Origin of the sequence: Natranaerobius trueperi (genome assembly GCF_002216005.1) — a bacterium.
Classification (GTDB): Bacteria; Bacillota; Natranaerobiia; order Natranaerobiales; family Natranaerobiaceae; genus Natranaerobius_A; species Natranaerobius_A trueperi.
The window spans coordinates 51,670-78,347 of sequence record NZ_NIQC01000008.1; the positions used below are offsets into that span (position 1 = coordinate 51,670).

The following is a 26,678-nucleotide window of genomic DNA, read 5'->3' on the forward strand; positions in this document are numbered from 1 at the left end:
TCTCTTAAATTTCCAAACTAGCTCCATTTTCTCTCAACCATTTCTTTCTTTTTAGATAATCAGGTAATACTTTATCTACAGTATTCCAAAAGGAATCAGAATGATTTTTATATATAAAATGAGTTAATTCATGTACCACAATGTAATCGATTATTGTCATAGGAGCCATAGCTACTTTCCAGTGAAAATTAATTGTTCCATTTTCAGAACAAGAAGCCCACCTATTCCTTAATTCCATAATTTTAATACCTGAAGGGTTAACCCCTAACATATCTTTATAATAATTAACTCTTTCACTAACTTTTTTATACCCTTTTTCTTTATAGAATTCTTTAAAAACTTCTCTTCCTTGTTCCAAATCAGCTTTTCGTAAACAGAAGTACCCCTGATACAACTTCAAGGGTACATCTTGAGTCTCAACCAGTTTTAGCTGATATGACCTTCCTAAATAAAGAAAGCCTTCACCATTAACAAATTTTCGTTGCTTTTTTGTTTTGTTTAATTCCTTCCACTCTTCAAGTTTAGAATGAATCCAATATCGTTTACTTTCTAGCACTTCCTCTATTTCTTCAATACTAAGGTTTTCCGGTGCTAAAACCTTTACTGTTCCATCTCGTTCAATATAAATGCTCATAGTTTTTCTTTTTCTTAATTCTAAATCATAGTAGATATCTTTATATTGCTTCATTTTACTTCACCAACTCATTATGTTTTCTTTTTGCTAATTCTAGAAAATCTACTGTTAACTGTTCTTTAGTTTCAATAACTTCATCTATATTTGTAAAAAGTAATAAGTCATCGATTTCTGCTGCTAATCTATCTTGTTCTACTCCCTTTTGCCAGAAGTCAACTATCTTGATATTCTCACTAATTGTTCTAACAATTTCTCTAGTAACTTGTTTTAAATTTTCTTTAGTGGTATCCGAAACCTCATCTTTATTATCAAAGGTTTTAGACAATAATAAATCATAAAATGGAGCTTCTGTTTTAGGATCAAGTCCTTGTGTTTCCTCATCTTCTTTTCTTCCTTGGCTCATTTCTTCAAAAAGCATACTTAACTGTTCAAACTTTTCTTCAACATCATTTTCATATGACTCAATAATTTTTTCTAGCTTTTCACTAAACCGTTCATATAAAGCAGGATCATCTTCAAAATTCACTTTACAGTGCTTTCTAATGGCATGTTCCATTTCACTAGCTTTAGCACTTTTTGTTTTATTTTCTTCAAGAGATTCTTTAAAGTCAGCTGACATAAGTTCTACAGGTGGAACTTTCGGATCTATACCTAAAGACACTAAATGCTCATTAATTAACTTTTTAACTTTGTTTCCTGCACCCATTAAATTTGTAGTATTATCCTTATACCTGTGCCGCACCCTATTTTGAATATGCCCAAAAGCTTTCATAGGTGCTATATAATCATTAGCTGCAGGGTTTGGTAATATAATATCCATACTTTGTAAAAACTTTTTGTAATAAACATCAAAGCTTGCTCGCAAGTGTACATCTTCTAGAAGCTCAACACAAGATTCTAAAACTTCTAATTGCTCACTAGGATCTTGAATCATATATTCTACATATTGTTGAATCTTATCTATTCCCTTAGACTTAAACAAATCTAATAAACGATAATAACGATCACGCAATATTGGAAGTTCAGAATTAATATCTTTCATTGCACCATAAATATCTTCTTTTTCTTCATCCCCATAAATTTGATGAGCTTCGTGTAAGTGATTTCCTATCCCAATATAATCTACTATATAACCTCTTGATTTACCTTTAGCCTGTCTATTTACTCTGGCAATTGCTTGAAGTAATGTATGTTCAACCATCTTCTTATCTATATACATCACTTGTTCAATTGGAGCATCAAAGCCGGTTAGAAGCATATCACAGACAATTAGAAATGCTATTCCGGAGTATTCTTTATCATAGTCAAACTTCTTTTTGAAATTCTCAACAGCATTCATTCTTTGAGCTTCTTTCCTTACTCTAGTTACCTCGGGTTTTTCATTAGTACCATCACTTGAAATTACAACAGCAGTCTTTAAAAACTTTAGTTTTTTTATAAGTTCAGTATCTTTTACACGTTTTTCTTCTTTCTCAATTCGTTTTTTCAATGCTTTCTCAATAGCTTCTTGATACCTAATAGCAGCTCGTTTAGAAGTTGACACTACTTGTGCTTTAAATCCATTAGGTAAGATATTTTTAATATAATGATCAACTATATCTTCAGCAATTGCTTCTATTCTTTGTTCAGCTTCAAATATATCTCCCATTGTTCCGTACTTTTTCTTTATTTTTAACATTTCATCATAGCTTCTATCTTTAAATAAATCTTCAAACTTCCTGTCGAATTCAGCCTTCTCATTAACTGCTGTATCAGCAGTTTTCCCTTCATATAGGATAGGTACTGTAGCCCCATCCTCCACAGCATCTTGAAGTTTATAAGTATCAACATAAGAACCAAAGGTTTCATGTGTTCTTCTTTTGTGTTTTTTAGTAATTAAAGGAGTACCAGTAAAAGCTATTTTTGTAGAATTTGGAAATGCATTAAACATATTCATGCTAAGTATACTAGATTGAGTTCTATGTGCTTCATCAATCAGTATCAATACTTTTTCAGACTTATTGATTGTACCAAAAGTATTATACTCTGGCAGTAACTTATGTTCTTCAGCAGCATGAAGTGCTTTTTCAAGTTCCTCTGGCTTTTTGTCAAAATCTCTTTCTAAAAATTTATGAATCATAACCATTAAGATATTTGAAGTAGTTGTAGATCCTCTTTCCTTTAATTCTTCTGTATTATTAGCATTAAAAATTTTCTCACCAGTTAGTTCCATTGTTTCGCCTAACTGTTCTTCTAAGTCTCTTCTGTCATTTATAACTAACACTTTATAATCCTTAAGGTTTTCCATACTCCTCATTTTACGAACTAAGAAAACCATAGTTAAAGATTTACCCGAACCTTGGGTATGCCAGATCACTCCCGATCGTTCCTTGTGGTCTTTTCCATTTTGCAATCGTTGTATCGATTTATAAACAGCTCTATATTGTTGATAACGGCCAACAATTTTAATTGTTTTTCCTGCTTCTTGTTTATATACCGTAAAATGACGTGTAATATCAAGTAAAGTTTCAGGGGGTAACATCCCCTGAATTAATTTTTCTTGGGAACGTACTTCGCCTAGTGGTGGAGTAAAGTCTTGATATTTATCTGGATATATATCTTTCCATTCTAAGTAATGTTCATAAGATGAAGTTACAGTCCCAAAATATGCCTCTCTACCACAAGTTGCAATCATTAATTGATTGAAATGAAATAGCTTTTCTTCACCTTCTTTTTCTTGTACTCCTTCTGAATTTTGTCTTTGATTACTGTAGCGTAGTAGTTGTCTAATCCCCTCTTCTAAAGGGTTAGATTGATAACTACTTGTATATTTACATTCTATAACTACTAGGGGGATTCCATTTACAAATAGTACAATATCAGGAATTATATAGTTCTTTTGAGTACCAGGTGTATCAATCCTAAACTGATTTATAGCTAGAAAGTAGTTATTATCTACATTATCAAAATCAATTAGCTTAACCGTAGGATTAACTTCTCCTGTAACTTCATTTTTTTCTGTCTTTGTCTTTTCTGTCAGTAATTTAAATACATCCCTATTTGCTTCAACAAGTGATTTATATGGATGATCCGTCAGTTCTGTATATATTTCTTCTAACTGTGACTCAGTTAACCACTCAGTACCATCATCTAATGTGTTGATTTTTTTAACCTGCTTTTTAAACACATCTTTTAATATGACTTCTTTAAAGTCACTACGTAAACTAACAGAAGGGTCTTGTGGTATTTCTGTTTGTGGTTGTCTTATTACTTCCCAGCCCAGCTGTTCTAACTGGGCTAGGAATGGGTTTTCAACATAGTTGTATTCACTCACGTTAAGTCCCCCTTAAACCTTAACTCTTACCTTGCCTGTAAGTAGGTCTTGCATGAGACCTTGTTTGAGTTTTTTAAGTTTGATTTTATACTTTTCTTCTTTTTTTAGGACATCATTAATTTTTGACAGTTTTTTTGCAATCTTTATTTGTTCATTAATTTTAGGTACCGCTATTGAAAATTTTCTTAAATTTCCTACTAAAACGTTAGGTTGTGAACTGGATGCATTATACTTATTAATTTCTTTTTTAATATGGCTACTCATTAAAAAGTAAGTTAAGTAAAGTGGGTCCATCTTTTCATTGGGAGTTATTTTAGCAATATTTTGGTTTATATGATACCGGTTATCCTCATAAATTAAAGCGGCTTTACCAATCGACCCGACACATGGAAAAACGATATCGCCCTTAAACAACTTTGACCTGTTAAGCCTTTTAGATAAATCAAATGTGATAGTTTCTATGTTACTTAAATCGAGCTCATTTTCTCCTACATTGTATCCACGTAAAGCTATAATTTCCCCTTCTGGTACAGTATACCAAACATCAGAATATTCGGCACCAGCAAGCCTTGTAATATCTGATATATTTTCTAAGTGATTAGCATCCCACTCCTTCGGAATCATCCCTAGCTCTGTCTCTTTATATAAATGAGGTGCTTGTTCATAACTTGGCCGAAGGTTTCCGTTTTCATCTATTCCTCTTGTAAATAAGTCCTGCATCATGCCTTCTTTGACTTTTTTATATTTCTCGATTAGTTGTTCTGTTTTTTCAATGATATTGTCCACTGTTGTTAGGATGTCGGCGATTTTTTGTTGTTCGTGAATACCTTCTGGAATAATAACCGAAAAGTTATTCACAAATCTAGAATTTAATCCTGGTTGAGCTGAGCCTGTAATTTTTTGTTTTAATAACTTTTGGCCGTAGTCAGAAAGTAAAAAATAAAATAAATATTTCTGTGTAACTTTAAAGGAGTCTCCTCTTAACAGAAACAAGTGCTCGTTAATTGCTGCTAAATTGTAATATTTATTTCTGTAATAACCCACTTTGCCAGTTTGAGCTCCGTCTTTATTAATTAAGACATCCCCATCTTTTAGTTTTCCTTTTGTCATTGTCGAAAAAAAGTCGTAACTTATCTTTTTAATGTTGTTATATTCAATCATCCCCTTTTGATCAATATTTTCGCCACCAAAGCTGGGAATAGAACCATTTTGCTCATTAAACATTCCACCATATGGTCTAGAACCTGATTCAAAGGTGTCTAGTATATCGTTCAAATTTAAAATCCTCCAACCATTGGGTATAGTATTAGCTAATTTTTCTATTAGATAGTTCATTTCACATACCCCAATTCTTTCAAGAAACTTTCAAGTTTATGCGCTTCTTCATCACGTTCTTTTTCAATATCTCTAGCGGTCACTTTATATTTATCCCATAGCTTTTCAATATACGAAATGATTTCTAGTAAGTGATTCTTCATATATCTTTTAAGTTCTGCCTCTAATACTTCGTAAAACTTTTGCATTATTAAATTTTTTGCTTCTTCATCTGTGATCTTCTCCCGAGCTTTATCTGCTAGTTCATTCTTTTGTTTTTCTATAGATTTAAGTTCTGACTTGAGGTTTTTCATTTCTTCTTCTAGTTTACTGTGTTCTTCCAATTTCTCATCTATTGATGTAATCTCTTTTTGATATTCATCTATTTCATTCTTAACTCTATTTATTTTAGCTTCAATATCCTCTTTACTATAACCAGTTTCTTCTTTTGCTTTTTGAATCTCTTTTAAAGTTTCTTGCAAAGGCTTGAGTTCATTTTTCTTTAATGATTTTATTTCTCCATTTAATTCTTTCTTCTTATTTTTAAGTTCCTTAACTAATTCTTTCGGTAGTAAACCTAGATTATCTTCCTCTTCAATGTCATCTATTTCTTTAGTCTCTGCTTCTGCAAACATACTTTCTAATTCTTGAAGACGTTCTTCATTTTCTTTTTGCTTTTCATTTACTTCAGGAAACTGAGAAGCTATTATTTCATCATCAGGAATTAAGGTTGGTGTCCAACCTGAAGCTGCAATTGACTTTAAATCCGCCTTTAATTGTTCCCAGAAGTTCACAAAAGCTCCTTCGACTTCGTGTAAACTGAGCATATTATATCCTGAAAAAGTTTTAACAAATGAATCCATAAAACTTTGTCTTACAGCAAATACATCTTTAGTTTTTGGTAATTCAACTAATCTGTCACGATTCTCTTGCCACCAAGTTGAAAGCTGATTTAAGATTTCTTTTTCTTTATCAGTTACTCCGTTATCATTTTCTATAACAGATTTTATTTCTTCCTTGTTTCCTAATGTAGAAGCAAAGTCAAAATAGTCTTCATCTTTTTTAGTAAAGAGTTTATATATATCAAGTCCATGGGCATGTAACATATCCTTTTTTTGATCTACTTCTTTTTTAGGAACTCCACCTATTAGGTGTGCTCTTACATCATGAGGTTCTGGGTCTGGAGTGTTGTCTACATACCTTCGAATATTTAAGTTGAAATCATTTTCTTCTAGTTCTTCTATAGACACAAGCTTTGAGTACTTGTCTACTTCTAGTTTTTGCTTGTACACATGAGTGATTTTCTCTATATCTTCTGGTCTTAGATGATTTTGATTTCTGCCCTCTTTATATTCTCTATCAGCATTAATAAAGAGAACCTTATTTCTATCTCTAGTACCATTTTTATTAATTACAAGAATACATGCGGGGATACCCGTACCATAGAAAAGGTTTTCTGGTAAACCGATAACTGCTTCTAAAATACCGTCTTTTATAATCCCTTCTCTTATCTCTTTTTCTTTACTACCCCTAAATAGCACACCATGAGGCATGACAGTTGCCATTTTGCCATCTTCTTTTAGAGAAGAAATCATATGTTGGACAAACATAAGATCTGCTTTTTTACCAGATTCCGGACAATAACCATATTTAAAGCGTTCTTTGAATTCCATTCCCTGTTTACTATAGTTTTGTGAGAATGGAGGATTAGTAACGATTCGGTCAAAACGTTTTAGCTCTCCATCCTTTTCCATATGAAGTGGTTCTTTTATGGTGTCACCATTATATATGTCAGCAGATAAAATATCATGTAAGATCATATTCATCTTACACATCGCCCAGGTTGCTCCTGCAAGTTCTTGACCGTAGAAACCCATATCTCTTGTATTTCCACCAGTTTCTTCTACATAATCTTTTGCTTGTATTAACATACCACCACTACCTACACAAGGGTCATAAACAGTCATACCTTGTTTAGGTTCGACAATATTAACTGCTAATCGAACTACTTCAGGTGGTGTAAAAAATTCTCCACCTTTCTTTCCAGCACTATCTGCAAAGAATTTAAGAAGATATTCATACGCAGCACCAATTAAGTCAGGAAACTCAAAGTCTTCATCTTTCATTGGTATGGTATCAAAGTGCTGAATGAACTCTACTAAAGTTGCATCATCTAGAGAACTTTGGCCAACCTTTCTGTTAAAGTTAATATGCTTTAGAACACCTTCTAGTGTATTAGGGTTATTATCTTCTAAGGCATGTAGAGCCGTATTAAGATTATTACCAACATCTTTTTTTAAGTGTCTTATATTTTCCCAACGTGATCCTTCTGGGACAAAAAATTTATATTGTTGTGGTTTGTTTAGCTGTTTTTCAATTAGCTCTTCCTTTAAACCTTTATCTTCGTAATTTTTTCTGAGTTCTTTTCTCTCCTCATCAAACTTATCAGATAGTCGTTTTAGAAAAATCATTCCAAAAACAAATTCTTTATATTCATTTGCTTCCATTTTACCTCTTAATATATCACATGCTTTTAAAAGCAGTGATTCTAATTTAGACAGTGTAATTTTATCCTTCATAATTTTCCCCCTTTAGGTCTTCCTTGTTTATAGAAAAAGCTGATTACTTAAAAACTCATTAATCTTTCTCAACATAAAAGGATTATTTTCAATGTTTGAAAATAGATCTATTATATCGTCCTTACCTAACTCCATTTGTCTTTCTAATTCATCAATCATACCCTCTTCTTCATAGTCCTTGATTAATTGTTCACCTAACTTCTTTATATTCTCATGTACATAAAGACCAGCAAAAACTATCCCATAGATATCTAGGTGAGAGTGGAAACTGTCACTAAACTTTTCTAACTGTTCTAAACTAAAGTCATTTTCAATATCCTCAACTAGTGAAAAATCTTCTTTAAAGTTGTTAATTTCATTTTCATCTACCTCTGCATTATTTAGTAGTTCTAAAACCCCATCATATGTATCTGGGGAAACTATTAATTCATCTTTTTCCTTTCCTATAGTTCTAGAATAATATGCAGATGGTAAAGCAACGTACTTTATAAATCCTAATAGTTCTTTTTCATTTTCAAACGAAAACCACTCATAATAGATATCATTTGTATTTTGATTTACTATGTGGAAATTAAGAATATAAGAGTCTGGTTTAACACCGCTCACTTCATCTTTTTCTAAAAAATTCTGCCAGTAATAAATAGAATTTTGACTCATTATGTACCCCCTTGATAATTTTAAGTCTGTACAAAGAATTTAGTAAAATTATAACATATTTTGACAGGTCTACATACTCCCTGACCTGCTCGACTTTTTGTACTGATTTTCAACACAGAGATAAATGGAGTTAATAACCATTTATCTCTGTGATGCTTTCATTAATGTCTAAACTTTCATAAGCATCAAAATACTGCTTTTTGTGCTCCTCTTTTGCTTCTTGAATTTTATTTTTCAGTCTTAAATCAGCATCTTGGAGCTTTTCTGCTATTACCTGTTGTTCTTCTAAAGGAAGTTTAGGTAAATAGATTTTCTCTATATCATTAACTTTCAACACAGATACAGTAGATCCCTTCTGAAATGAAGAGAGGTAATTAATCCCTACTGGGCTTTCTAAAAAATACTTAATAAAGTTTGGGTCAACATTCCCAGAAGGTCTAAACCCAATAAAATTATGGGATAAAAGTGTGTTTTCAATTCCCTCTGGAATAACAGCAATTTTAATAGAACTACCTCTACTTGAAATGATCACATCACCTGGTTGAACTTCATATGAACTAGGGTTCTTAAGATCCTTAGCATTATAGGTATCAGCATCATCAAGAAAGATCTCACCATTTTCTACATTAGATAGTTGTAGTATCTTGTGAGTTGGTTCATCAGAATCCTGTGCTTTATATGCATGAGTATTTAGACCTCTATAAAATGTACCCAAACTCATTAAAGGAATAGTTTTTGTATTATTTTCATAATCTTTTCGATCTACCTTAAATCTACCAATTGATGTTGTCACTTCCCGGTCTTCAAAGTAGTTTTTAACTAATAAGCTGTGGTCTTCTATATCATCATTACTTATCCACTTACTAAATCCTTCATTAATATCCTTATTACCGTATGTTTTAATAATCCTATCTAAACCTTCTCTAGATAACTCTAACCCCTGACTTTTAACATCTTTTGCATTCACCATAAAAATTTTATTAGAAAATTCTTCGGGTTTAAATTTATTTAAAACTAGTATAGAAACTGGAATATTTGTCCCTGCAAATAACCCAGACGGCAAGTCAACAACTCCCTCTATAACATCATTATCAATTAACTTTTTACGAATTTTTGCTTCACTACCGCCTCTAAATAAAACCCCATGCGGTACTATTAGTGCGGCTTTACCTGAATGGTTAAGTGAAGTTAATGCATGTAATATAAAAGCCATATCTCCATGCTGTTTACTAGGTATACCAAAACGAAATCTACCAAATAAATCACTTTTTGCTTCTTCTACGCCCCAGTCACGTAATCCAAAAGGAATACTCATCCCTATATAATCAAAAGTTTTCAAATTATTATCTTCTGTTGTCATAGGATTTCTTAAGGAATCTTCTCTTTGTAATACTGCATCATAATAACCATTTAAGATTAAGGTCATTTTACCTAGAGCCCAAACTTTTGGGTCTAATTCTTGACCATATAACTGAAGTTCACCTTGTTTTTCTTCTGCATATTGTTTAGCTTCAATAAGAGTATTACTTAGTCCAGCTGTTCCGTCGTAAAAACTACCATGTACCGGATCAAGTAAACTAACTAGTAATTCATTTAATGTTTTAGTAGTGTGCATCATTCCTGAAGTTTTGCCACCTTTTACTACTAAACGATCAATAAGCGTTTTTATAGACTGCTCTTGATTCTGTATTTGATCTAAACCTATCATTAGATTGTATAAATTTACGTCTGACAATGACTTACTCGGAAAGATATTAAGTACATCTTTCAATTGTTTATTACTTTCTTCTATTTTTGCAATTGTTTGCTTAGTTCTTTCTACCAAGTTATATCCATTAGCTATTAAGTTGTTCCAATCAACTTCTTCTGGAATGTAGAATGGAGTATCAACTTCAAAAAGATGTTTAATTGTTAATAATGGGAAACAAACATGTGGGTATTCCTCTACTCTCACTTCACCCCGTAACTGATCACATATTTCTAGTACATGCTTACGATTCATTTTGAGTCCTCCTTTTATTAATACTTAATTATGTGAATAAAAACTACAAGTTACTAATTACATCTCTAGAAACTTTGATTGATTGTTCACGACTCCTGTCAGTCCCATATACCCAAAGACCATGAGAGCCTTTTTTTCTCATGATACTTACAGTCAATTGACCTTGATACTGTCTGTTTAGATCAATACACTTCTTTAATTCTTCAAACTTTATTAAAGCTAGTTCTGTACCATTCATTTTTTTCTGACTACAAATAAATGCAAAAATAGTTTCCTTCCCCAGATCCTCTGTGGATTCAATGTCTTTAATTTCGTTAATTTCATTTTCAGAAAAGGCGAACTTCCATGTAGAACTGTCCTTGCTATTACTACTCGGTCCCGATAAAAACTTTGAATATATTTGATATTCGCCACCCTTGTTAGTAAAAACGCCGTAAATTTTCCGTTTGTCTCCTGCTTCAATCATTACTGGAGAAAATTCATTATTAATTAACACTGAAAGTAAGACCCCATAATAATGGTCTGATTTTCTTACATTACACATTATATCCTCTCCCCTTTTTATAAACTAATTATGAACTTCTCTTACATTAATCAAGCCGCCCTCCTTTTATATAATTTTTAATACTAAATTTAGTATAACTATTACTTGGATTTAAATCTCAAAAAAATTTCCTTTTACTCTTCATTTTATGTATTATATGTATATATTACCATTTTCGATTTATAAAATCAATACTTATTATGATATTTAATTTATTATTTTTTAGTATTGTTGTTACTTGTCTTAAGTAAGGCATATGATAATCATATGCCTACTATTAACTTATGGACGGCCCGTGTGCTTGCTAAATACTATGCTATCAGATAAAAAGTGTTTAATGAGAATTCCAAATTAAATACTCAAATGTGTTTTCTTGTGATTGAAAACAATCTCTTCTTTTTTTATAATCATGCCTACCGTCTATATAGGAGAGGTGTCTATGTATCATCTTTAATTACTAGCTTCAAGCTCTGTAGTATTCTATATGAATCCAACACAGTATGCATAAAAATATATGCATTCCCCAGTACTATCCTATCATTTTGATAGCCTTATCTTTAATCATGTTATTACACTCTTCATATTGTTCTTCTGACAATTTTATAAGTGGTTTAACAATATAGTTTTCAACTGCTTGACTGTTATTAATATCTACTAAGGGAATATAAAATCCTGAAGCATTTCCGTTTTCAATTAAAGAATCATAACCCACACTTTTATCAGAAATCACTGAATCTATGTATAAATTTGCTGAATGATAAGTTATTTCTTTACAGTACTTTCTAAACCCACCTAAAACAAACCAAGCTGCTTTACAGTCCTTAACTTCTTCTTTAAATTTAATCCTTGAACAGCAAACCATAGGCTCATTAAAATTAACCTCATTAAAATCCCAATCGTATGCGATAGTAATCCCAAGAACTTCAGTTATTGATGTTTTCCTTTTAGAAAAGTATCTATAAATGTACCTAGGCATCCAATATTCTGGATGTTCAATTGAATTTGAAGTATTTCTATGAACAACAGATGAACTAGTTGGTATAATCCATCTATTTTTACTTAACAAATCTTCGGTCGTACGTAATACTGTTGCACTTTCTACATAAACATTTTTTAAGAATTGAATACAATCAGATATGTCTTTACCATTAATACTCATCCTTTTCTCCCCCTTACTCCTGCCAAAAAGCAGTTTTTGTTTTACTAATATTTGGCTTATCCATCTCCCACGAGTTCCAAAAAATATAATCTTTTTGGAAAATTTCTCGTCGGGGTCCTTCATTTTCAAAACCTCTAAAGTAAAATAACCGCCTATTCTCAAAAAACTTCTTTAAATCATCTAAAAGTGTTTGTTCAGTATCATTATAAGGTGATAGAGTTGGTATTAAATGATGGGCATTTTGCCAATTACTCCAGTAGAGTTTATCTTTAAACTGTTGGCGAATCGAATCCTCATGAATTGCCCTTAAGGATTCTTCAATATCATCTCCTGGATATGATAGATGTGCTGTAAGATATAATAGATACGGCTCATAATTATCTGGAAGATCAAATTTATTTTTTAATATCTCTGACTCTCCTAAATAAAATTGATCAACTAGTTGGTCTCCGGTGAGAGTTGAACTCTGATCTTTAATTTCAATATTCGATTTACCTGAATATAATTTGCATTCAACTATTATGACAGTGGTTTTATCATCATTATCTTTAAGAACAATAACTACGTCAGGCTCCCTACTTTGATAAAAAGTAGGCCAAAAAAATATACGCGACTCAGTAATTTTGCTAAAGTCTAATGAAATCCCATTGTAGTTAATTGCTGTACTCAGAAAAGGTTTCAAAAATGTATTGGGGTCTAGGTAGTTAGCAAATCCAAAAAAAATGGATGTTAATAAATCTTCTGAATTGATCTCCCCTGGGTTATAAGGGTTTAATTTCCCTTTAAGTAAAGCACTTAACAATATAATCACGTCCTTATGATTTTCTCCTAGGAATAGTCCCTAAGGTCAACATTAGCTAAGTCTGGATAATCTAAACCTGTATTTGAAAAGTTCACTGCTTCTCTGACTTTTTTGCTTTTATCTTCTTTAAATTTCTCAATTATAGCTAGTGACTTCTTTGTCCCAATCATCCCGAGAGTTTTAATAGCGTTTTCTCTAGATACGGCATTTTTTTCTCTTAAGATTCGTCTCAAACGATTAAGACTTTCTTCTCCTATATTAGCTAGTGCTATCTGTGCTAATATAGTTTGCTTTGACTGTTTTTCTAAAAACTTGGAAATAGGGGTAATAGCTTCTTTACTTTGTAACAGTCCTAAAGCCTTAATCGCGCCAGATTGAGTTACATAGCGGTTTGAATTTAGAGCTTTCAAAAAGAAAGGTTCTGATTTCTCTTCAAAGGTTTTTAATATAAAATGAGTTGCTGAATCTATTTCTTTCCAGGTGAGCTTTTCGTAATCTTTTAATGCATTGTCTAACTCATCTATACTTTCATTAGAGCATAACCTTTGAATTTTTTGTAATTCTTCACTTGTGTCTTGATCAATAAGATCAACTTGATATATTGAGCCATTATCAAAAAATATAGTAGGTTGTGCTTTTTCATTTAATGGATGGCATCCTTCTTGCCTTATATAGCCAGGTATTTTCTGGAGTTCAGTAGCAAAAACATCTTGGCCATGTTCAGGTATATATATTTCATTATCATACATTGGTGTTATCATTAGTATATACCCCGGTACCGACAAGTCTCTAGATCCCATCAAATCTTTCTCACAGTGCCAACATAAAAAGTTCAAAGAGTTGAACCTGTCGTCATTTTTTAAATCATTTAATAAATCTAACAAAACAGAATAAACATATTCTATAGCGATATCAGCTCCTATTTCTTCTCCTAAAATATCCATATCAAACTGATAGCTCCATCCACTACTGCTTAACAGGTCTTTCACTCCATCTAAAGTACAATGTCCATCTTTTTTTAGACCACGGAACAACATCCCTTTTTGGATATAATGAACCATTTGAATCCTAAAGTATTTAGGAACATATAATTGTTGTTGACCAACTATTTGAAAGGACTCATCATTACATCCTTTTATAAAAACAGTTTTTAAAAAACCATATTTTGCTATCCAACGTAGCATATACAAATGATTTATTTCATTATGATGAAAAATCAAATTAAATGTAAAATAAGTATCCGTATCATCAAATATTTCCGCATGTAGCTCAACTAATTCCTGACTGTATCTACTGATTACAAGTTGACTATCGACATTTGTTAAAGCTTCTTCATTTTCCTCTTCATGAAGTAAGACATATACACACGGTTCTCCTTCTGAATTAATAACCTGTTTAATTTCATACCCTTCTTTAAAAGAAATTACTACTGCATCATGCTTTATTAGATCTAACTTTTGTCCCACTTCATTCTTTTCAGGAATTAAGGAACACATTTTTTTTGGTATCTGATCTAACACTTGCACCTCTCCCCTTTATAAATTTCTTTTAAGATTCATATATCACCTAAAGCCCTATAGTAAATTTATTCTATAGATTCCTTAAAATACCTATAAAATGTTGAAATTTTAAGAAATTTAACCTATTGAAAACTCGGAAAACACCATAGTTTTTTATTTAAAATTATCAGATTATCTTTTATACCTTTCGTAACCACTTACAAACTGTGCGTGTATCTATATAGGTGATCAAGACTTAAGGGGGATTAAAATGAAAAACATTTATATTTGTTTTGAATCTTTAGAAGAAAGGAGAAGTTTTGTTAAGACAATAATTGAACTCAATGCAGCCCAAAGAAAGGAAACTAGTTTTATTAAGAAAACTAGAAATGAAGCGCTAAACTCAATGGAACAAGGAAGAACACATAGTCCATATTATAAGCTTCATAGAAATTATTATTTAGGTATAATACCAGAACTACCAAAGAACTATAAGTATTCACCATACAATGGTTTAGAAGTATTTAAAAATGGTTTTAGAAGTATCTACTACCAAAAATCATATGCCTCTAGACCTGGAAATTGGTTAGTTATACAAGTAAGACAAACGGAACTAGGTAGAAAAATTCAAAAATATATTAAAGATAACATTCCAGAAGAAAGTATCGGAACAAACGTACCGCTACCGGAAAAAGTAGTAGCTAAAAATAAAATGGTGAAAGTTAGAAATCTATTAACCCTTTCAGAAACACAAAATCTAGAAGCTAAAGTACGGAATAAGTATCTAGATACCTGTTATAAAATATTATTAGAAATTCTGCTTACCTCTAAAGAACTTTTTAAGGGTGATGATGTCTATTTATGGGAAAGATTAGCTTTCTTATTTCACCAAGAAAATAAGTTAGACAAAATGGAATCTTGTTTAAGAAAACAATCTAACTTACAAAACGACGCCTCACCATTTTTAAATATGGGTGTGTTTTTCCACTTAAGTGGGAAAACAACTAAAGCAATTCAATCTTACAAGGAAGGATTAGAGTTAAATCCACACGATGAATACCTAATATATAATTTAAAATCTCTTTTATATGAAATTGGAGACACTAATTATTCATTATTAAAAGATAAAGAAAACGATAATATTACAACATGTGTTAATTATGTTTTACTAGGAAACATCTATTTCTATAATGAAGATTACAAACAAGCTATTGATAATTATGTAAAGGCATTATTAGAATCAAAAGAAATGGTTGGAGAAGACATGATCATACAAGTCTATCGAAACCTTATCGAAGCTAATTATCAATTAGGAAATACTGATTTAGCAAAAAAAATATTAAATAAAGCCAGAAAGGTTTTTCCGAACAATAGTAAATTATAAAACTCTTGATAGAAAAACTAGCTGACCCCAGGTATGGGTGTCAGCTAGTTTTAAGGTTAATCTATATATGTAGCCTAGATACTAAAATCTAGATTCGTTATAAGATTTTTTAATAAACTAACCTTCATCTACTCCAAAAGTATTATATTTTTTACAAATCCTTTCACATGCTTCTTCATGAAATAAATCCATAGTATTAATTATGGAATATGTAGAAAAGTCCTCTAGTAATCGTTTCGCGTTTTGTTCGATAGGATCTTCTGGATTAAAGAAAGGCTCGCCTTCTTCTTCATCTTCAACAATAAATGATAAATCTGACTTCCTAATAGTTTGCTTTTCAAAAACATCTTCAACTCTTTCTTCTAATATCTCTAACCATACATCATCTTCTGACTGAATCATCATAACTGATGTGATTTCAGGCTTTAAATAGTCAGGATACTTTTCTTTAAGAGCATAATATAAGTTGATTGTGCTATAAGTTATGTCCAAGTTTACCCCTCCCGAGTGTTATTAACTTTTCCTGATAGTTAAATTCTTCATACATAATTTTTTTCCTCTATAATAAGAAGATTAATTACTAAACCCTACACGAGTTCAATATTCGGTAAAATTTGTGATTTAGCTTAGAGAGTATTTATTAGTTGTTTGACTGTTTTTGCTAGGTAGTCCAAAAATAAATAACCTTCTTCAGGTGGAAGTGTAACAGCATCTAACTTACTTATCCTCAAGTTCTGTGGTAGTTCTATATGAAATCCAATCCAGTCACCAGTTTTTATTGATTTGGTGTATTTTGCTGTAAAATAGATCTCATTCCAACTACCAGATACAGAAAGATTATTTAATGTATCATCTTTTTGTAAGTTTTCTTTTAATATCTTTGAGAGTTCAATTGACCAACTTTCTTTATCTTTAGAACCTGTAGAAATTTCAATATCTTGTTTTGCATTTGTTCCTCCGTGACCGTGTATTTCAATAAATATCTTAGGTTTAATATATTTAATAAACTGAATATACTCTGAATCTAGAATTTTATTGTAATCACTCTTAGCATTTACTGCTATAATATATGAAGCATTAAGTTTATTTGCGAGATACTGGGCAAGGTAACCTACGTTTTCATCAGAATCTGGGTGTTCTTTACAAGGAAGGCTCTTAATCCCTTTTGGTGCATGATGTGGTGCACCTATTAATATATTTGTGCTGGTTTCAATTTCTTTGATTAAATGAGAATGCTCTTTATCGTTTAACTTTTGCTCTATATTCAAATCACCCCCCCTTTCCAAATCATTATCTAGAACCTCAGTTCCTCTCCTGGTCAGCCGATAATAATACACTCTTTGTCTCCTCATCACATATTTTAACGTTTAAGGTTCTTATTAGGACTATGTATATCTTTCATTTCATAGATTGATAAATGTAATCAAGATAGTTTAAAATTCCTAGTTCATTTTCAAGTTTATCACTCCAACGTAACTTCTTAGTATCCCTATATGTTAGGCTAGTTGTCGTGTAAGAAAAAGGAATCTATGTTAGAATAGTGGGCAACTAACCTAAGGAGAGATTAAAATGAAAAAAGGAAAAGAGCATTATTCAAAAGAGTTTAAAGAATCAATATTAAAAAAGCTAGAAAACCAACCTAACTTAACAATACCAGAAATGGCAAAAGAGTTGAACATCTCTAAATCAACAATATATCAGTGGCAAAGAACTAAAAAGAAAAAAGAAGCCTCATCATTAAGGAATAAATCCAACGGCAACTGGAGCTCTGAAGACAAGTTCCATATTGTACTAGAAACTTACAGCCTTACAGAGGAAGAATTATCAGCATATTGCCGTAAAAAAGGCCTATACGTATCAGAAGTTAAGGAATGGCAAAATCAATGCCTGAACGCTAACTTATCCAATACTAAGGCTCCTCAAGAGATCGAAAATGAACTAAAAGACGAAAAAAAGAGAACAAAGTCTTTAGAAAAAGAATTAAGTAAAAAGGAAAAGGCTTTAGCTGAAACAGCAGCCCTACTAGTTCTTAGAAAAAAGAGCCAGGCGATTTGGGGGGACCCAGAGGAAGAATGATCAGCACCACAGATCGCAAACTAGCAATAGAGCTGATCGATGAAGCAAGGAGCTCTGGTGCCCGCTTGAAACCAGCCTGTAAAGTACTTAATATTAGTGAGCGTACCTATCAAAGATGGAAAGATGAGAATAATGACATCAAAGAAGATAAGCGCCCACTAGTAAAGCGTCCAGAGCCAAAGAATAAATTATCAGAGAAAGAACGAAAGAGAGTTGTAGAAGTTGTAAACAAGCCTGAATTTGCTGACTTAGTACCTTCTAAAATAGTTCCTGCTTTAGCAGATCAAGGTGAATATATAGCTTCAGAATCCACCATTTACAGAATACTAAAGGATTATAAAATGAACACCCATAGAAGTAAATGTAAACCTGCTAAAAAAAGATCACTTACAACTCATATAGCAAAAGCGCCAAACCAAGTGTGGACTTGGGATATAACTTGGCTTGATGGTCCCTTGAAAGGCCGTTACTACAAGCTTTACTTAATAGTAGACATCTACAGCCGAAAGATTATTAACTACGAAGTATGGGAAACAGAGAGTGCTGAGTATGCTGAAAGATTAATTAGAAAAGCCGTGCTAGCTGAAAATATAGCTTCAAGGCCTTTAGTACTTCACTCTGATAATGGTAGTCCTATGAAAGCAGCCACTTTCTTAGCAACCTTAGAAAAACTAGGAGTACAAAGCTCCTTTTCAAGGCCAAGAGTAAGTAATGACAACCCATATTCAGAATCTCTATTTAAGACCCTAAAATACAGATATAAGTACCCTAAAAATGGTTTTTCAAGCCTATCAGAAGCAAGACAGTGGGTGCAACATTTTGTTCATTGGTACAACCATGACCATTTACACAGTGGGATTAATTTTATAACACCCAACCAACGCCACCAAGGTTTAGAAGATACTATCATGGACAAGCGTACTCAAGTATATAAAGAAGCCAAGAAAAAAAATCCAGAACGATGGGCAAGTACAATTAGAGATTGGTCTTTACCAGGATTTGTTTCTCTTAATCCTGTTTCAGATGAGCTTAAAAAGCCTGAAAAGCAGAAGTAAAATTTAGGATACACGACAACTTACTTGACAAACACCGGTATTCACCCTCTTCAATTTTTTTAGCTTGTTCTACACTTCCATTCCAAAAATATGCATACGCTTCAATCGTTTGATTATCTGCGTGTACTGTTACTAACTTTCTAATATATAGACTATTGTTAATATTATTTTCATCATAACCTTCCATAGTATCTAATACAGACAAAGCAGATTGGTAATGATCCGAATCTATATACATAAGCTGTCCTTTTATTGTATCACTTCCCTCTATCAGTCCTGGAAAAGCCCCCAAATCATATAATTCACCTTTAGTTGTAGCAGGAAGTTCGTGAGTAGTAAAGTCTTTTATTAGACGGTAATTACCATACCCCTTTTTTAATGTCCCATACACAAATACTGGGTAGTTCATATTGTATGCCCCCATTGAAATAAGTAGGTTATATTTTTGTATAACCGTAAGTGATCTTTTGTATCTCTCTTGGTTACCTTTTCTTATTCGCTAACCGTAACGAATATTAAGTAAAAGAAATTTAATTACGAACTGGATACAATAGGTTGACTTTAAATAGTTATATTTACTCATTATTAAAATGCTTTTTACCATGTATTGTTAAGGTACTCATAAACTATAATCTGTCTCAAAATATTAAACTTACTACATAACATTTTCAAAAATCCATATTCTACACTTTATTTGTATGATTTACTACTCCTTTTATCCAGTCAACTAATTCTTTTGAGTTCTTATCTAATTTATTTAAGTCGATTGTTTTAATATAAAGTGTTCTACCATCAATAAAATACTCTGTTTCTTCTATTTCAAAACTAGGATACAGTAATACTCCATCAGCGTTAAAACTACTCATATAAACAGCCATTTGGTAAATATCATTTTGTTCTATTTGTTTCGATGCTTTGTATTTAGTATCTATAATTAGTGCATGATTTTGATTATCAGATACTACTATATCAGGTTTAATATTAATTTGATCATATTCGTCTAAGTAAGAATTCATTTGTAATTTAACAGAATCTTTTCTAAGTTCATTTTTTAAAAGCTTTCCTATATATTTTTCATAAAGCTGATTCATATCTACGCAAAATTGATTAAAGTACATCTCGCCTTGTTTTTCATTTACCCCGAATAATTCTAAAAATAGTCTACAAAAATTATGGATGCTCTTATAATGTTTATTTAAGGTAGTATATTGCACTCTATCTATATCTCTTACTGATATATACTTTAAAGAAACCTCTTCTAAATACCGATTTGTATTTACTAAAGCTCTTCTTACTTTAGCATTTTTTACATACTTTTTTAAAAAATAAATAGTATACTTTATTATTTGATTCTCCAATATATCAACTTTATAGGAATCATAGTTACAATCAATTAAATGTTTTTCCCATGGCTTTTCTACCAAAGAGTTTACACCTATTTTACCTTTAGCGTAATTCAATCTTTCTTTAACCAACACATAATCTGCAAGTAGACCTTTTTTTATAAGTCGATCTACCTGTCGTTGAAAGACTAACACCAGATATTCAAATAATTCTTCAATACTATTTAATTCAGATTTTTCTTCGTACCAAAAAACTAAGTCATAAGCGAAAGTAAGCATCTTAAAAATATTTAATTTATCAATTTTTGGCTCTACTATTACCTTAAAATCTACTAAATCATATACTCCCACATAACTATTACTAGTTAGCATATAACCCGAGCCATCAATACTAGACCTGACACCTAATTGTTTTTTATATCTAGTTAATAGTAAATTTAAATGATCAAGATTTAACTGAACACTTGGACTCTGTGAATACTCTTTTAATTTAATACTATCCATTATTCTATCAAGTCCTTTAATTTATGTTTTACATTCTCCCATCTAAATCGTTCTAACCTTGAATGACTATCTAAATCATCTATAAAGAATTCTTCTAAATATGGATAAATTTCTGATTTCCATATATATTTAATATTTGATGATAAGTCATCTCTCATAAAAAATGAAATTCCTACAAAAAAGTTTTCATCTTCTATTTCAGTATTAACATCATTGATCAATTTAGCAAGAGAATCTAACACTAACCCATTTTCTATACCCCAAGAAATTAAAACTTTAGTATCTACATTAAATTTATAAAAAGCGAACCTTCTTCTCATTGCAAAATCTATTCTTGTTAAAGATTTATCTGCTGTATTCATTGTAGCTATTATATATACATTATCAGGTATATAAAATGGTTCTTTAGAATAGGGTAAATCAATCGTGTTTTCTTCACTACGATATTCTAATGAATATAATAGTTCACCAAATATTTTTGAAATATTCCCTCTGTTAAACTCATCTATTATTAATACAAATTTTTCATCTGGCTTTTCTATTGCAACATCACATAAACGTTTAAATAGTCCAGGTTTAATCGGATAATCAATAATATGAGTACCATTTTCCAATTTGGATTCAGGTCGGATACCTTCTATAAAGTCTTCATAAGAATAGTTTTGGTGAAATTGAATTAGTTTAATGTTATTTTCCTTACCCCCCACAATATGTTTGGCTACTTTTTTAGCAACATAGGTTTTTCCTGTTCCAGGGGGACCATAAAAAACCACATTTTGCTTTAATTTTAACAAGCTCAGTATTTCTTCAGTTGTATCTAATTCAAAATAAATGTCTCTAGACAAACTATCTAATGTATTCAATGATTCTGTTTCATTTACTACTGGGGAGTTAAACTCAGACTCACCCATATCCACATTTTTGACTTTAGGCTCATAATGATCTTTAACATACCACAGTAAACTATCTACATAGTGATAATTCTTAAGCTCTTCTAAAGTAGATAGTTCTCTAAATATATTCAAGTAAGCCAAATAATTTCTAAAATCAGAATCTTTTATCTGTTGAGTTATGTTTTGCCTTTTCCTTTCTTCTTCAGCATAATTTTTTAAAGATTTATGGTCTTGTTTTCCAATAAACTTTTCAATACCACTTACAGATGCACCATTAATTAATGGAAACTTATTCAAATCAAAAAGATGTAAATAACCTGAAATTATAGCTTTTCCTACACCAGGGTGCTTACTAAATTTAATATACGCATCTTGAAAATCATCACCTTCAGAGTTAAATAAATCAGCTAAATCTCTTGAAAAATTTTCTAAATCAACACCAGAATGCCCAGATCCACCATCATATTTAGGGTTTTCTTTTATAAACTCTTCTTCTGATTTTTCATACCCTTTAAAATAGACGTTGTAGTAATAATTACCTACCAATTTAGGTAGAACCAAATTATTTATGTTATGAACTTTCTTTTGTATTTTAATAGAGTCACTTAAATCTTTTCTACTCCAATTTCCTCCATTTAGCAAATTAGTTCTTTCTATCAATTCACGCATCTCTTTTTCAGCTTCTAACCTTCTTTCAATATCTTCTCTAAAATAATTTGTATCCATCTGTCTTACATATTCTTTGATTTCTTCTTTAATTTCTTCGTTCAAAGAGATCCCCCCTTTTTTAATCGTATAAAACTTGTTTACAAACTTAAATTAAATTTGTTTTTGAATCTTCTTTTTGAACTTATCTAAACCATATATGTTTTTATGATATTTCTCATCAACTATCCTATTTTTAAATATAACTCTTCTATTTTTTATATTACCTTCTCCACGTTTGCTTCTTCAGTTTTCACATCTAATTCTAATATATTAACTCTAGTTATTAGCTTAAATAAAACTTATATATTTAATTATTATACATTATATTTTCATCTAAGTAGATACTAAAAATAAATCATAGTAGTAGGTGATATTAATGAATAAATTAGAAAAATCAGTGGATAGACTTTTAAAAAGGATGTTCAGGAAATACAGGTATGGAATGGTAAAAGTATTTTCATACCTAATAGTTATTTCAATGTTAATACAATTTATAATTGAAGTACCTTCCTTACTCCTATTGGTGCCTTTCTTTCTACTTATATCTAAAGTTTATCTAAGACATAAATCCCTTTTAGTTGTGGAAAGTACAGAGTTAGAAAATATCGATCAAATGAGCGGTGTGGATTTTGAAAATTATTTATATGATTTTTTTCGCTCCCTTGGATATAAAGTTAAGTTTACACGTAATTCCGCTGACTATGGAGTAGATTTAATTTTAAAAGATAAAAAAGGCATTAAAACAGCAGTTCAGGCTAAAAGATACAACTCTAATGTAAGTATAGATGCAGTTCAAGCCGTAGAAGCAGGCAAAAAATATTACCACTGTTCCAACGCTATAGTAATCACTAATTCACATTTTACAAAAAATGCAGTTGAGTTAGCACATACATGCAAAGTTAAACTCTGGAGTAGAGAAGATCTAATCAGGACTATCCCAAATGACAAAAAACAAAACCTCATTCTATGATTTAGCTCTTTCACATGTTTATTACTATATTAGACTTTATAAACAATGGAAACAACAAATTCATTCTAAACTTAGGAACTTGTTCTCTTTTAAATGGTTGTAATTTTTGCTTGCTATTTTATATTATAAAAAGAAGACTTAATTCATCCAATGTTGTCTTTAATCTCTACTTATATTGGTTAGAAATATAGTACTTTGCAACTTCATGTGAAAGAGTTATTTATATGAACTGTTAGTGATGCAATATAGTCAGCAGCTAAGTTATCAATATTTACCTTTTGTTGTATAGAAATAGGCTTACTTTTCATGAGTTCCTTAATAATTATCGTCTCTGCATCTTTTTTTATGTCAGTCGTAATACTATTTCGTTCATGAGGTACGTTATAAGTATTTAGATACCTGTTATAAGATATTATTAGAAGTTGTTCTCACCTCTAAAAATCTTTTTAAGGGTAATGATGTCTATTTATGGGAAAGATTGGCTTTCTTAAAAAAATAAGTTAGACAAAATGGAATTTTGCTTAAGAAAACAATCTAACTTACAAAACGACCTTCCCCATTTTTAAATATGGCTGTTTTTTCCACTTGAGTGGAAAAGCAACTAAAGCAATACAATCTTACTAGGAAGACTTATAGGTAGATCCACAGTATGTTTATAAAAGAAATTATTGGGATAACAACATTTCTTCGGTCATAATATAGCTGAAGCCTGCATTAAGACACATGTACAACTTAAAAAATCTAAAAAAGAAACTCTTAGCTAATTGATTCAAGCATACAGTCCTCAAAAAGTCCATAATATTAATATTGATTAGATTTTTTAGGGAAGGATGTGAAATTATGAAAAATCTTATTATTCAGATTTCATTTGCTACAATATGTTTCATTTACCTGTTGCCTTATATGTTTACAGAAGTTCCAGAAGTTATTGATTTAATTTTGAGTAATTTTATAAGAATTATAGGAGTAGGTATACTACTTTTGTCAATAATTTTATATCTATTTCAAGATGAAAAGATAAAGATACGCTCAACAATTAAGAAGACTATTGCGAACATAAATTTAGGAATTAAAGAAAAAGAAGAAGTTAAATACCCGAAAATAACTGAATGCAAAAAAGAAAATCAACATTATCATGTAAAAATCAAACTGTTACCCGGTATATGTGGCGAAGACTTTATTAAAAAGAAGCAATATTTTGACTCAGCGCTTAAAACAAAAACAGATATTTACGAAAAAAATGGTTGCGTGCATATGCAATTTCCGAAATAATTTGCTAGGCAAAACGACCCGTCAGCTTATGATGGCAGTCGTTAACTCTATTGAACTTTTTAACTTGTACTCTTGCCTTGACTTTAGAGCCTTTTATCTTCTTCTATTTTTAATCTGCAAAATTCAGTAAAACCTTCGAAAGTTGGATCTCAGACTTTTCAACACTAAAAATGCCATCCTTTAAGGAGGTGTCTGAAAACCTCTTTAAACTCTCATTATCTGGAAATTCTGAAGATCTTATTTTTAGATATATTATACATTTTCAGTTTTTTCGATTTATTAACCTCCTCCGACTTCCTACATACACACCAATTAGGTTTCTGTCTTAATATTTAAAATTCGATTATTATATTAAAATACCTACAAAAACTGCAAGATTGTTTTTGAAAAATTTCATTAACTACACAATATAGGCATCCACAAAACAATTTTAATACTGATAGAAAAAAAGTCGGGTATAAAAACAAACTGACCCCAGGTATGGGTGTCAGCTAGGTTTTAGGTTATTCAACATATGCAGTTCCTTCTTCTTTTATATCCTCAAGACGTTGATCTGCAATACCATGAATTTGAGTAAGTTGATCTAAAGAATCAAAAGGTCGTGATTCTTTTATTTCTTCAGCTCTTGTCTCACTAATATGAGTTATTTCTTGTAACTCTTCTTTTGAAGCAGTATTTATATTAACTTCTCCTATTGGTTCTTTTTCATCATCTTCTGGTTCATCCTTCTCAGCAACTTCCCCGTCCCAAGGTTTAACATTAGAATCCCAGTCATCGTCATCTAGAGTTACTACTATATCCCCTTGATAATCATTCCTATATATATCTACACCATTTTCCTGTAAGCGATGAAGTACTTTTTCATCAGGATGACCATACCTATTATCTTCACCTACTTGTATTACAGCAGCTTCAGGGTCAACGTTATCCAAAAACTCTTCACTAGTACTGGTACTAGATCCATGATGACCAACTTTTAAAATTTCGCTAGGTAGTTCTTGACTATTTTCAATCATCATTTCCTCTGATGGCTTTTCAGCATCACCTGTTAAGAGAATAGAGTTGTCTTCATAATCTATATTTAAAACTAGATTAAGATCATGTATATCTCCTTCATGATCTTCTGGTGGATGAATGAATTGAGCATCAACAGATTCAACATCTAATGTGTCACCTTTCTTCGCAGTTTGTAAATCTGTTTTTTCATTAGCTAGTTCATAGTACTCTTCATAAGTTTCAGTATCATGTTCAACACCACTATCATAGGTTACTTCTACTTCAAACTTATCATATACTTCAGAAAGACCACCAATATGATCAGCATGAGGGTGACTTGCTACAACTTTGTGAATTATATCAACATCTAATTCTTTGATATAATTCACTACTGTTTCGCCTTCCCAATTATCTCCAGCATCAACTAAAATATTTTTATCAGGAGCTTCTAGAAATATGGCATCCCCCTGACCAACATCAATAAAATGAGCTATAAGTTCATCATCAGAATCTTTTTCTGAAGTTACTGTATCTTTTGACTCTTCTTCTTTATCCGGCATAGTTATATCTACTGTATTAGTAGCACCATCCCAACTAACTTCTCCCCCGAAAGCTTTTCCTGCAAACCGAAGGGGTACATAAGTATATCCTTCAAAAGTTTGTGCTTTTACATCTAAATCTTCTTGTTCATCATCTACAGTAGCTTCATTACTACCTAGTGGTATTTCAACTACAGTATCGTCTAATGTACCTGAAGCTGTTTGTGTATCTGGATCCCAATCCATTTCAGCACCTATACCTTCAAATACATCACGTGCTGGAAGTAGAGTTCTTCCTTTTTCCATACGAGCTGGCTCATCTAACTCAACTTCATCTCCATCTACAATTACATCTACCTCCATAGAGTCGTCCGCTAAAACTGATGAACTTAGAAACAGCATTAGCATTAAGGATAAAGCTAAAATTTTCAAATA

21 protein-coding genes are annotated in these 26,678 nt (G+C 31.3%); 5 read left to right on the plus strand and 16 right to left on the minus strand.

Annotated elements, in window-relative coordinates; genetic code table 11:
• Positions 1–4 precede the first annotated feature (4 nt).
• The 10 genes from CDO51_RS05100 to CDO51_RS05145 all read right to left on the minus strand — a co-directional run bounded on the left by CDO51_RS05100 (position 5) and on the right by CDO51_RS05145 (position 14,524).
• Entirely contained in the window at positions 5–688 is a 684-nt protein-coding gene (locus tag CDO51_RS05100) for a M48 family metallopeptidase (RefSeq protein WP_089023228.1), read from the minus strand.
• A 1-nt stretch (position 689) separates the two neighbouring features.
• Positions 690–3,947 (minus strand): type I restriction endonuclease subunit R, encoded by a 3,258-nt coding sequence (locus tag CDO51_RS05105; protein ID WP_089023229.1) that lies wholly within the window; start codon positions 3,945–3,947, stop codon positions 690–692.
• Between the two features lie 12 nt (positions 3,948–3,959).
• Complete coding sequence (locus tag CDO51_RS05110; RefSeq protein WP_089023230.1) at positions 3,960–5,282, minus strand: restriction endonuclease subunit S; 1,323 nt, start codon at positions 5,280–5,282, stop codon at positions 3,960–3,962.
• Entirely contained in the window at positions 5,279–7,840 is a 2,562-nt protein-coding gene (locus CDO51_RS05115; protein ID WP_205842116.1) for a type I restriction-modification system subunit M, read from the minus strand. Before CDO51_RS05115 ends, CDO51_RS05110 begins: the two co-directional genes overlap by 4 nt.
• A 27-nt stretch (positions 7,841–7,867) precedes the next feature.
• On the minus strand, positions 7,868–8,497 hold the full coding sequence (locus CDO51_RS05120; protein ID WP_089023232.1) for a hypothetical protein: 630 nt from the start codon (positions 8,495–8,497) through the stop codon (positions 7,868–7,870).
• Between the two features lie 130 nt (positions 8,498–8,627).
• Positions 8,628–10,499 (minus strand): N-6 DNA methylase, encoded by a 1,872-nt coding sequence (locus CDO51_RS05125; RefSeq protein WP_089023233.1) that lies wholly within the window; start codon positions 10,497–10,499, stop codon positions 8,628–8,630.
• 43 nt (positions 10,500–10,542) lie between these two features.
• Positions 10,543–11,043 carry a hypothetical protein gene (locus CDO51_RS05130; RefSeq protein WP_089023234.1) on the minus strand — a complete coding sequence of 167 codons (501 nt, stop codon included), beginning with the start codon at positions 11,041–11,043 and terminating at the stop codon, positions 10,543–10,545.
• 529 nt (positions 11,044–11,572) lie between these two features.
• Positions 11,573–12,202: a hypothetical protein gene (locus CDO51_RS05135; RefSeq protein ID WP_089023235.1), complete on the minus strand. Its 630-nt coding sequence runs from the start codon at positions 12,200–12,202 to the stop codon at positions 11,573–11,575.
• A 13-nt stretch (positions 12,203–12,215) separates the two neighbouring features.
• The gene (locus CDO51_RS05140) at positions 12,216–13,013 is read right to left on the minus strand and encodes a hypothetical protein (RefSeq protein WP_205842117.1); all 798 of its coding nucleotides are present in this window, start codon (positions 13,011–13,013) and stop codon (positions 12,216–12,218) included.
• Positions 13,014–13,030: 17 nt separating this feature from the next.
• Positions 13,031–14,524: a HEAT repeat domain-containing protein gene (locus CDO51_RS05145; protein ID WP_089023237.1), complete on the minus strand. Its 1,494-nt coding sequence runs from the start codon at positions 14,522–14,524 to the stop codon at positions 13,031–13,033.
• A gap of 250 nt (positions 14,525–14,774) precedes the next feature.
• On the opposite strand from CDO51_RS05145, the gene CDO51_RS05150 reads away from it, so the two are divergent.
• A complete protein-coding gene (locus tag CDO51_RS05150) occupies positions 14,775–15,887 on the plus strand; it encodes a tetratricopeptide repeat protein (RefSeq protein ID WP_089023238.1) in 1,113 nt (370 codons plus the stop codon).
• Between the two features lie 117 nt (positions 15,888–16,004).
• On the opposite strand, the gene CDO51_RS05155 is transcribed toward CDO51_RS05150, so the two are convergent.
• Positions 16,005–16,379, minus strand: coding sequence for a hypothetical protein (locus CDO51_RS05155; RefSeq protein WP_089023239.1), 375 nt, complete (start codon positions 16,377–16,379; stop codon positions 16,005–16,007).
• Between the two features lie 134 nt (positions 16,380–16,513).
• Positions 16,514–17,155 (minus strand): hypothetical protein, encoded by a 642-nt coding sequence (locus CDO51_RS05160; protein ID WP_143824684.1) that lies wholly within the window; start codon positions 17,153–17,155, stop codon positions 16,514–16,516.
• A 301-nt stretch (positions 17,156–17,456) separates the two neighbouring features.
• Between CDO51_RS05160 and CDO51_RS05165 the strand changes: the two genes are divergently transcribed.
• Together CDO51_RS05165 and CDO51_RS05170 are read left to right on the plus strand one after the other, a co-directional pair.
• Positions 17,457–17,963, plus strand: coding sequence for a transposase (locus CDO51_RS05165; protein ID WP_089023241.1), 507 nt, complete (start codon positions 17,457–17,459; stop codon positions 17,961–17,963).
• A complete protein-coding gene (locus CDO51_RS05170) occupies positions 17,960–19,018 on the plus strand; it encodes an IS3 family transposase (RefSeq protein ID WP_089023242.1) in 1,059 nt (352 codons plus the stop codon). Before CDO51_RS05165 ends, CDO51_RS05170 begins: the two co-directional genes overlap by 4 nt.
• Here CDO51_RS05170 and CDO51_RS05175 read toward each other — a convergent pair.
• The 3 genes from CDO51_RS05175 to CDO51_RS05185 all read right to left on the minus strand — a co-directional run bounded on the left by CDO51_RS05175 (position 18,993) and on the right by CDO51_RS05185 (position 22,529).
• On the minus strand, positions 18,993–19,427 hold the full coding sequence (locus tag CDO51_RS05175; RefSeq protein WP_158212329.1) for a gamma-glutamylcyclotransferase family protein: 435 nt from the start codon (positions 19,425–19,427) through the stop codon (positions 18,993–18,995). The two genes, CDO51_RS05170 and CDO51_RS05175, sit on opposite strands and share 26 nt — an antisense overlap.
• 274 nt (positions 19,428–19,701) lie before the next feature.
• Positions 19,702–20,865, minus strand: coding sequence for an McrC family protein (locus CDO51_RS05180; RefSeq protein WP_089023244.1), 1,164 nt, complete (start codon positions 20,863–20,865; stop codon positions 19,702–19,704).
• Entirely contained in the window at positions 20,865–22,529 is a 1,665-nt protein-coding gene (locus tag CDO51_RS05185; protein ID WP_089023245.1) for an McrB family protein, read from the minus strand. The genes CDO51_RS05180 and CDO51_RS05185 overlap by 1 nt, the downstream gene beginning before the upstream one ends.
• Before the next feature lie 313 nt (positions 22,530–22,842).
• Here CDO51_RS05185 and CDO51_RS05190 point away from each other — a divergent pair, with 313 nt between their 5' ends.
• A complete protein-coding gene (locus CDO51_RS05190; protein ID WP_089023246.1) occupies positions 22,843–23,436 on the plus strand; it encodes a restriction endonuclease in 594 nt (197 codons plus the stop codon).
• Positions 23,437–24,276: 840 nt separating this feature from the next.
• Entirely contained in the window at positions 24,277–24,708 is a 432-nt protein-coding gene (locus tag CDO51_RS05195; protein ID WP_089023247.1) for a hypothetical protein, read from the plus strand.
• A 503-nt stretch (positions 24,709–25,211) separates the two neighbouring features.
• Here the strand turns inward: CDO51_RS05195 and CDO51_RS05200 are convergent.
• The gene (locus CDO51_RS05200) at positions 25,212–26,675 is read right to left on the minus strand and encodes a stalk domain-containing protein (protein ID WP_089023248.1); all 1,464 of its coding nucleotides are present in this window, start codon (positions 26,673–26,675) and stop codon (positions 25,212–25,214) included.
• Positions 26,676–26,678: the final 3 nt, after the last annotated feature.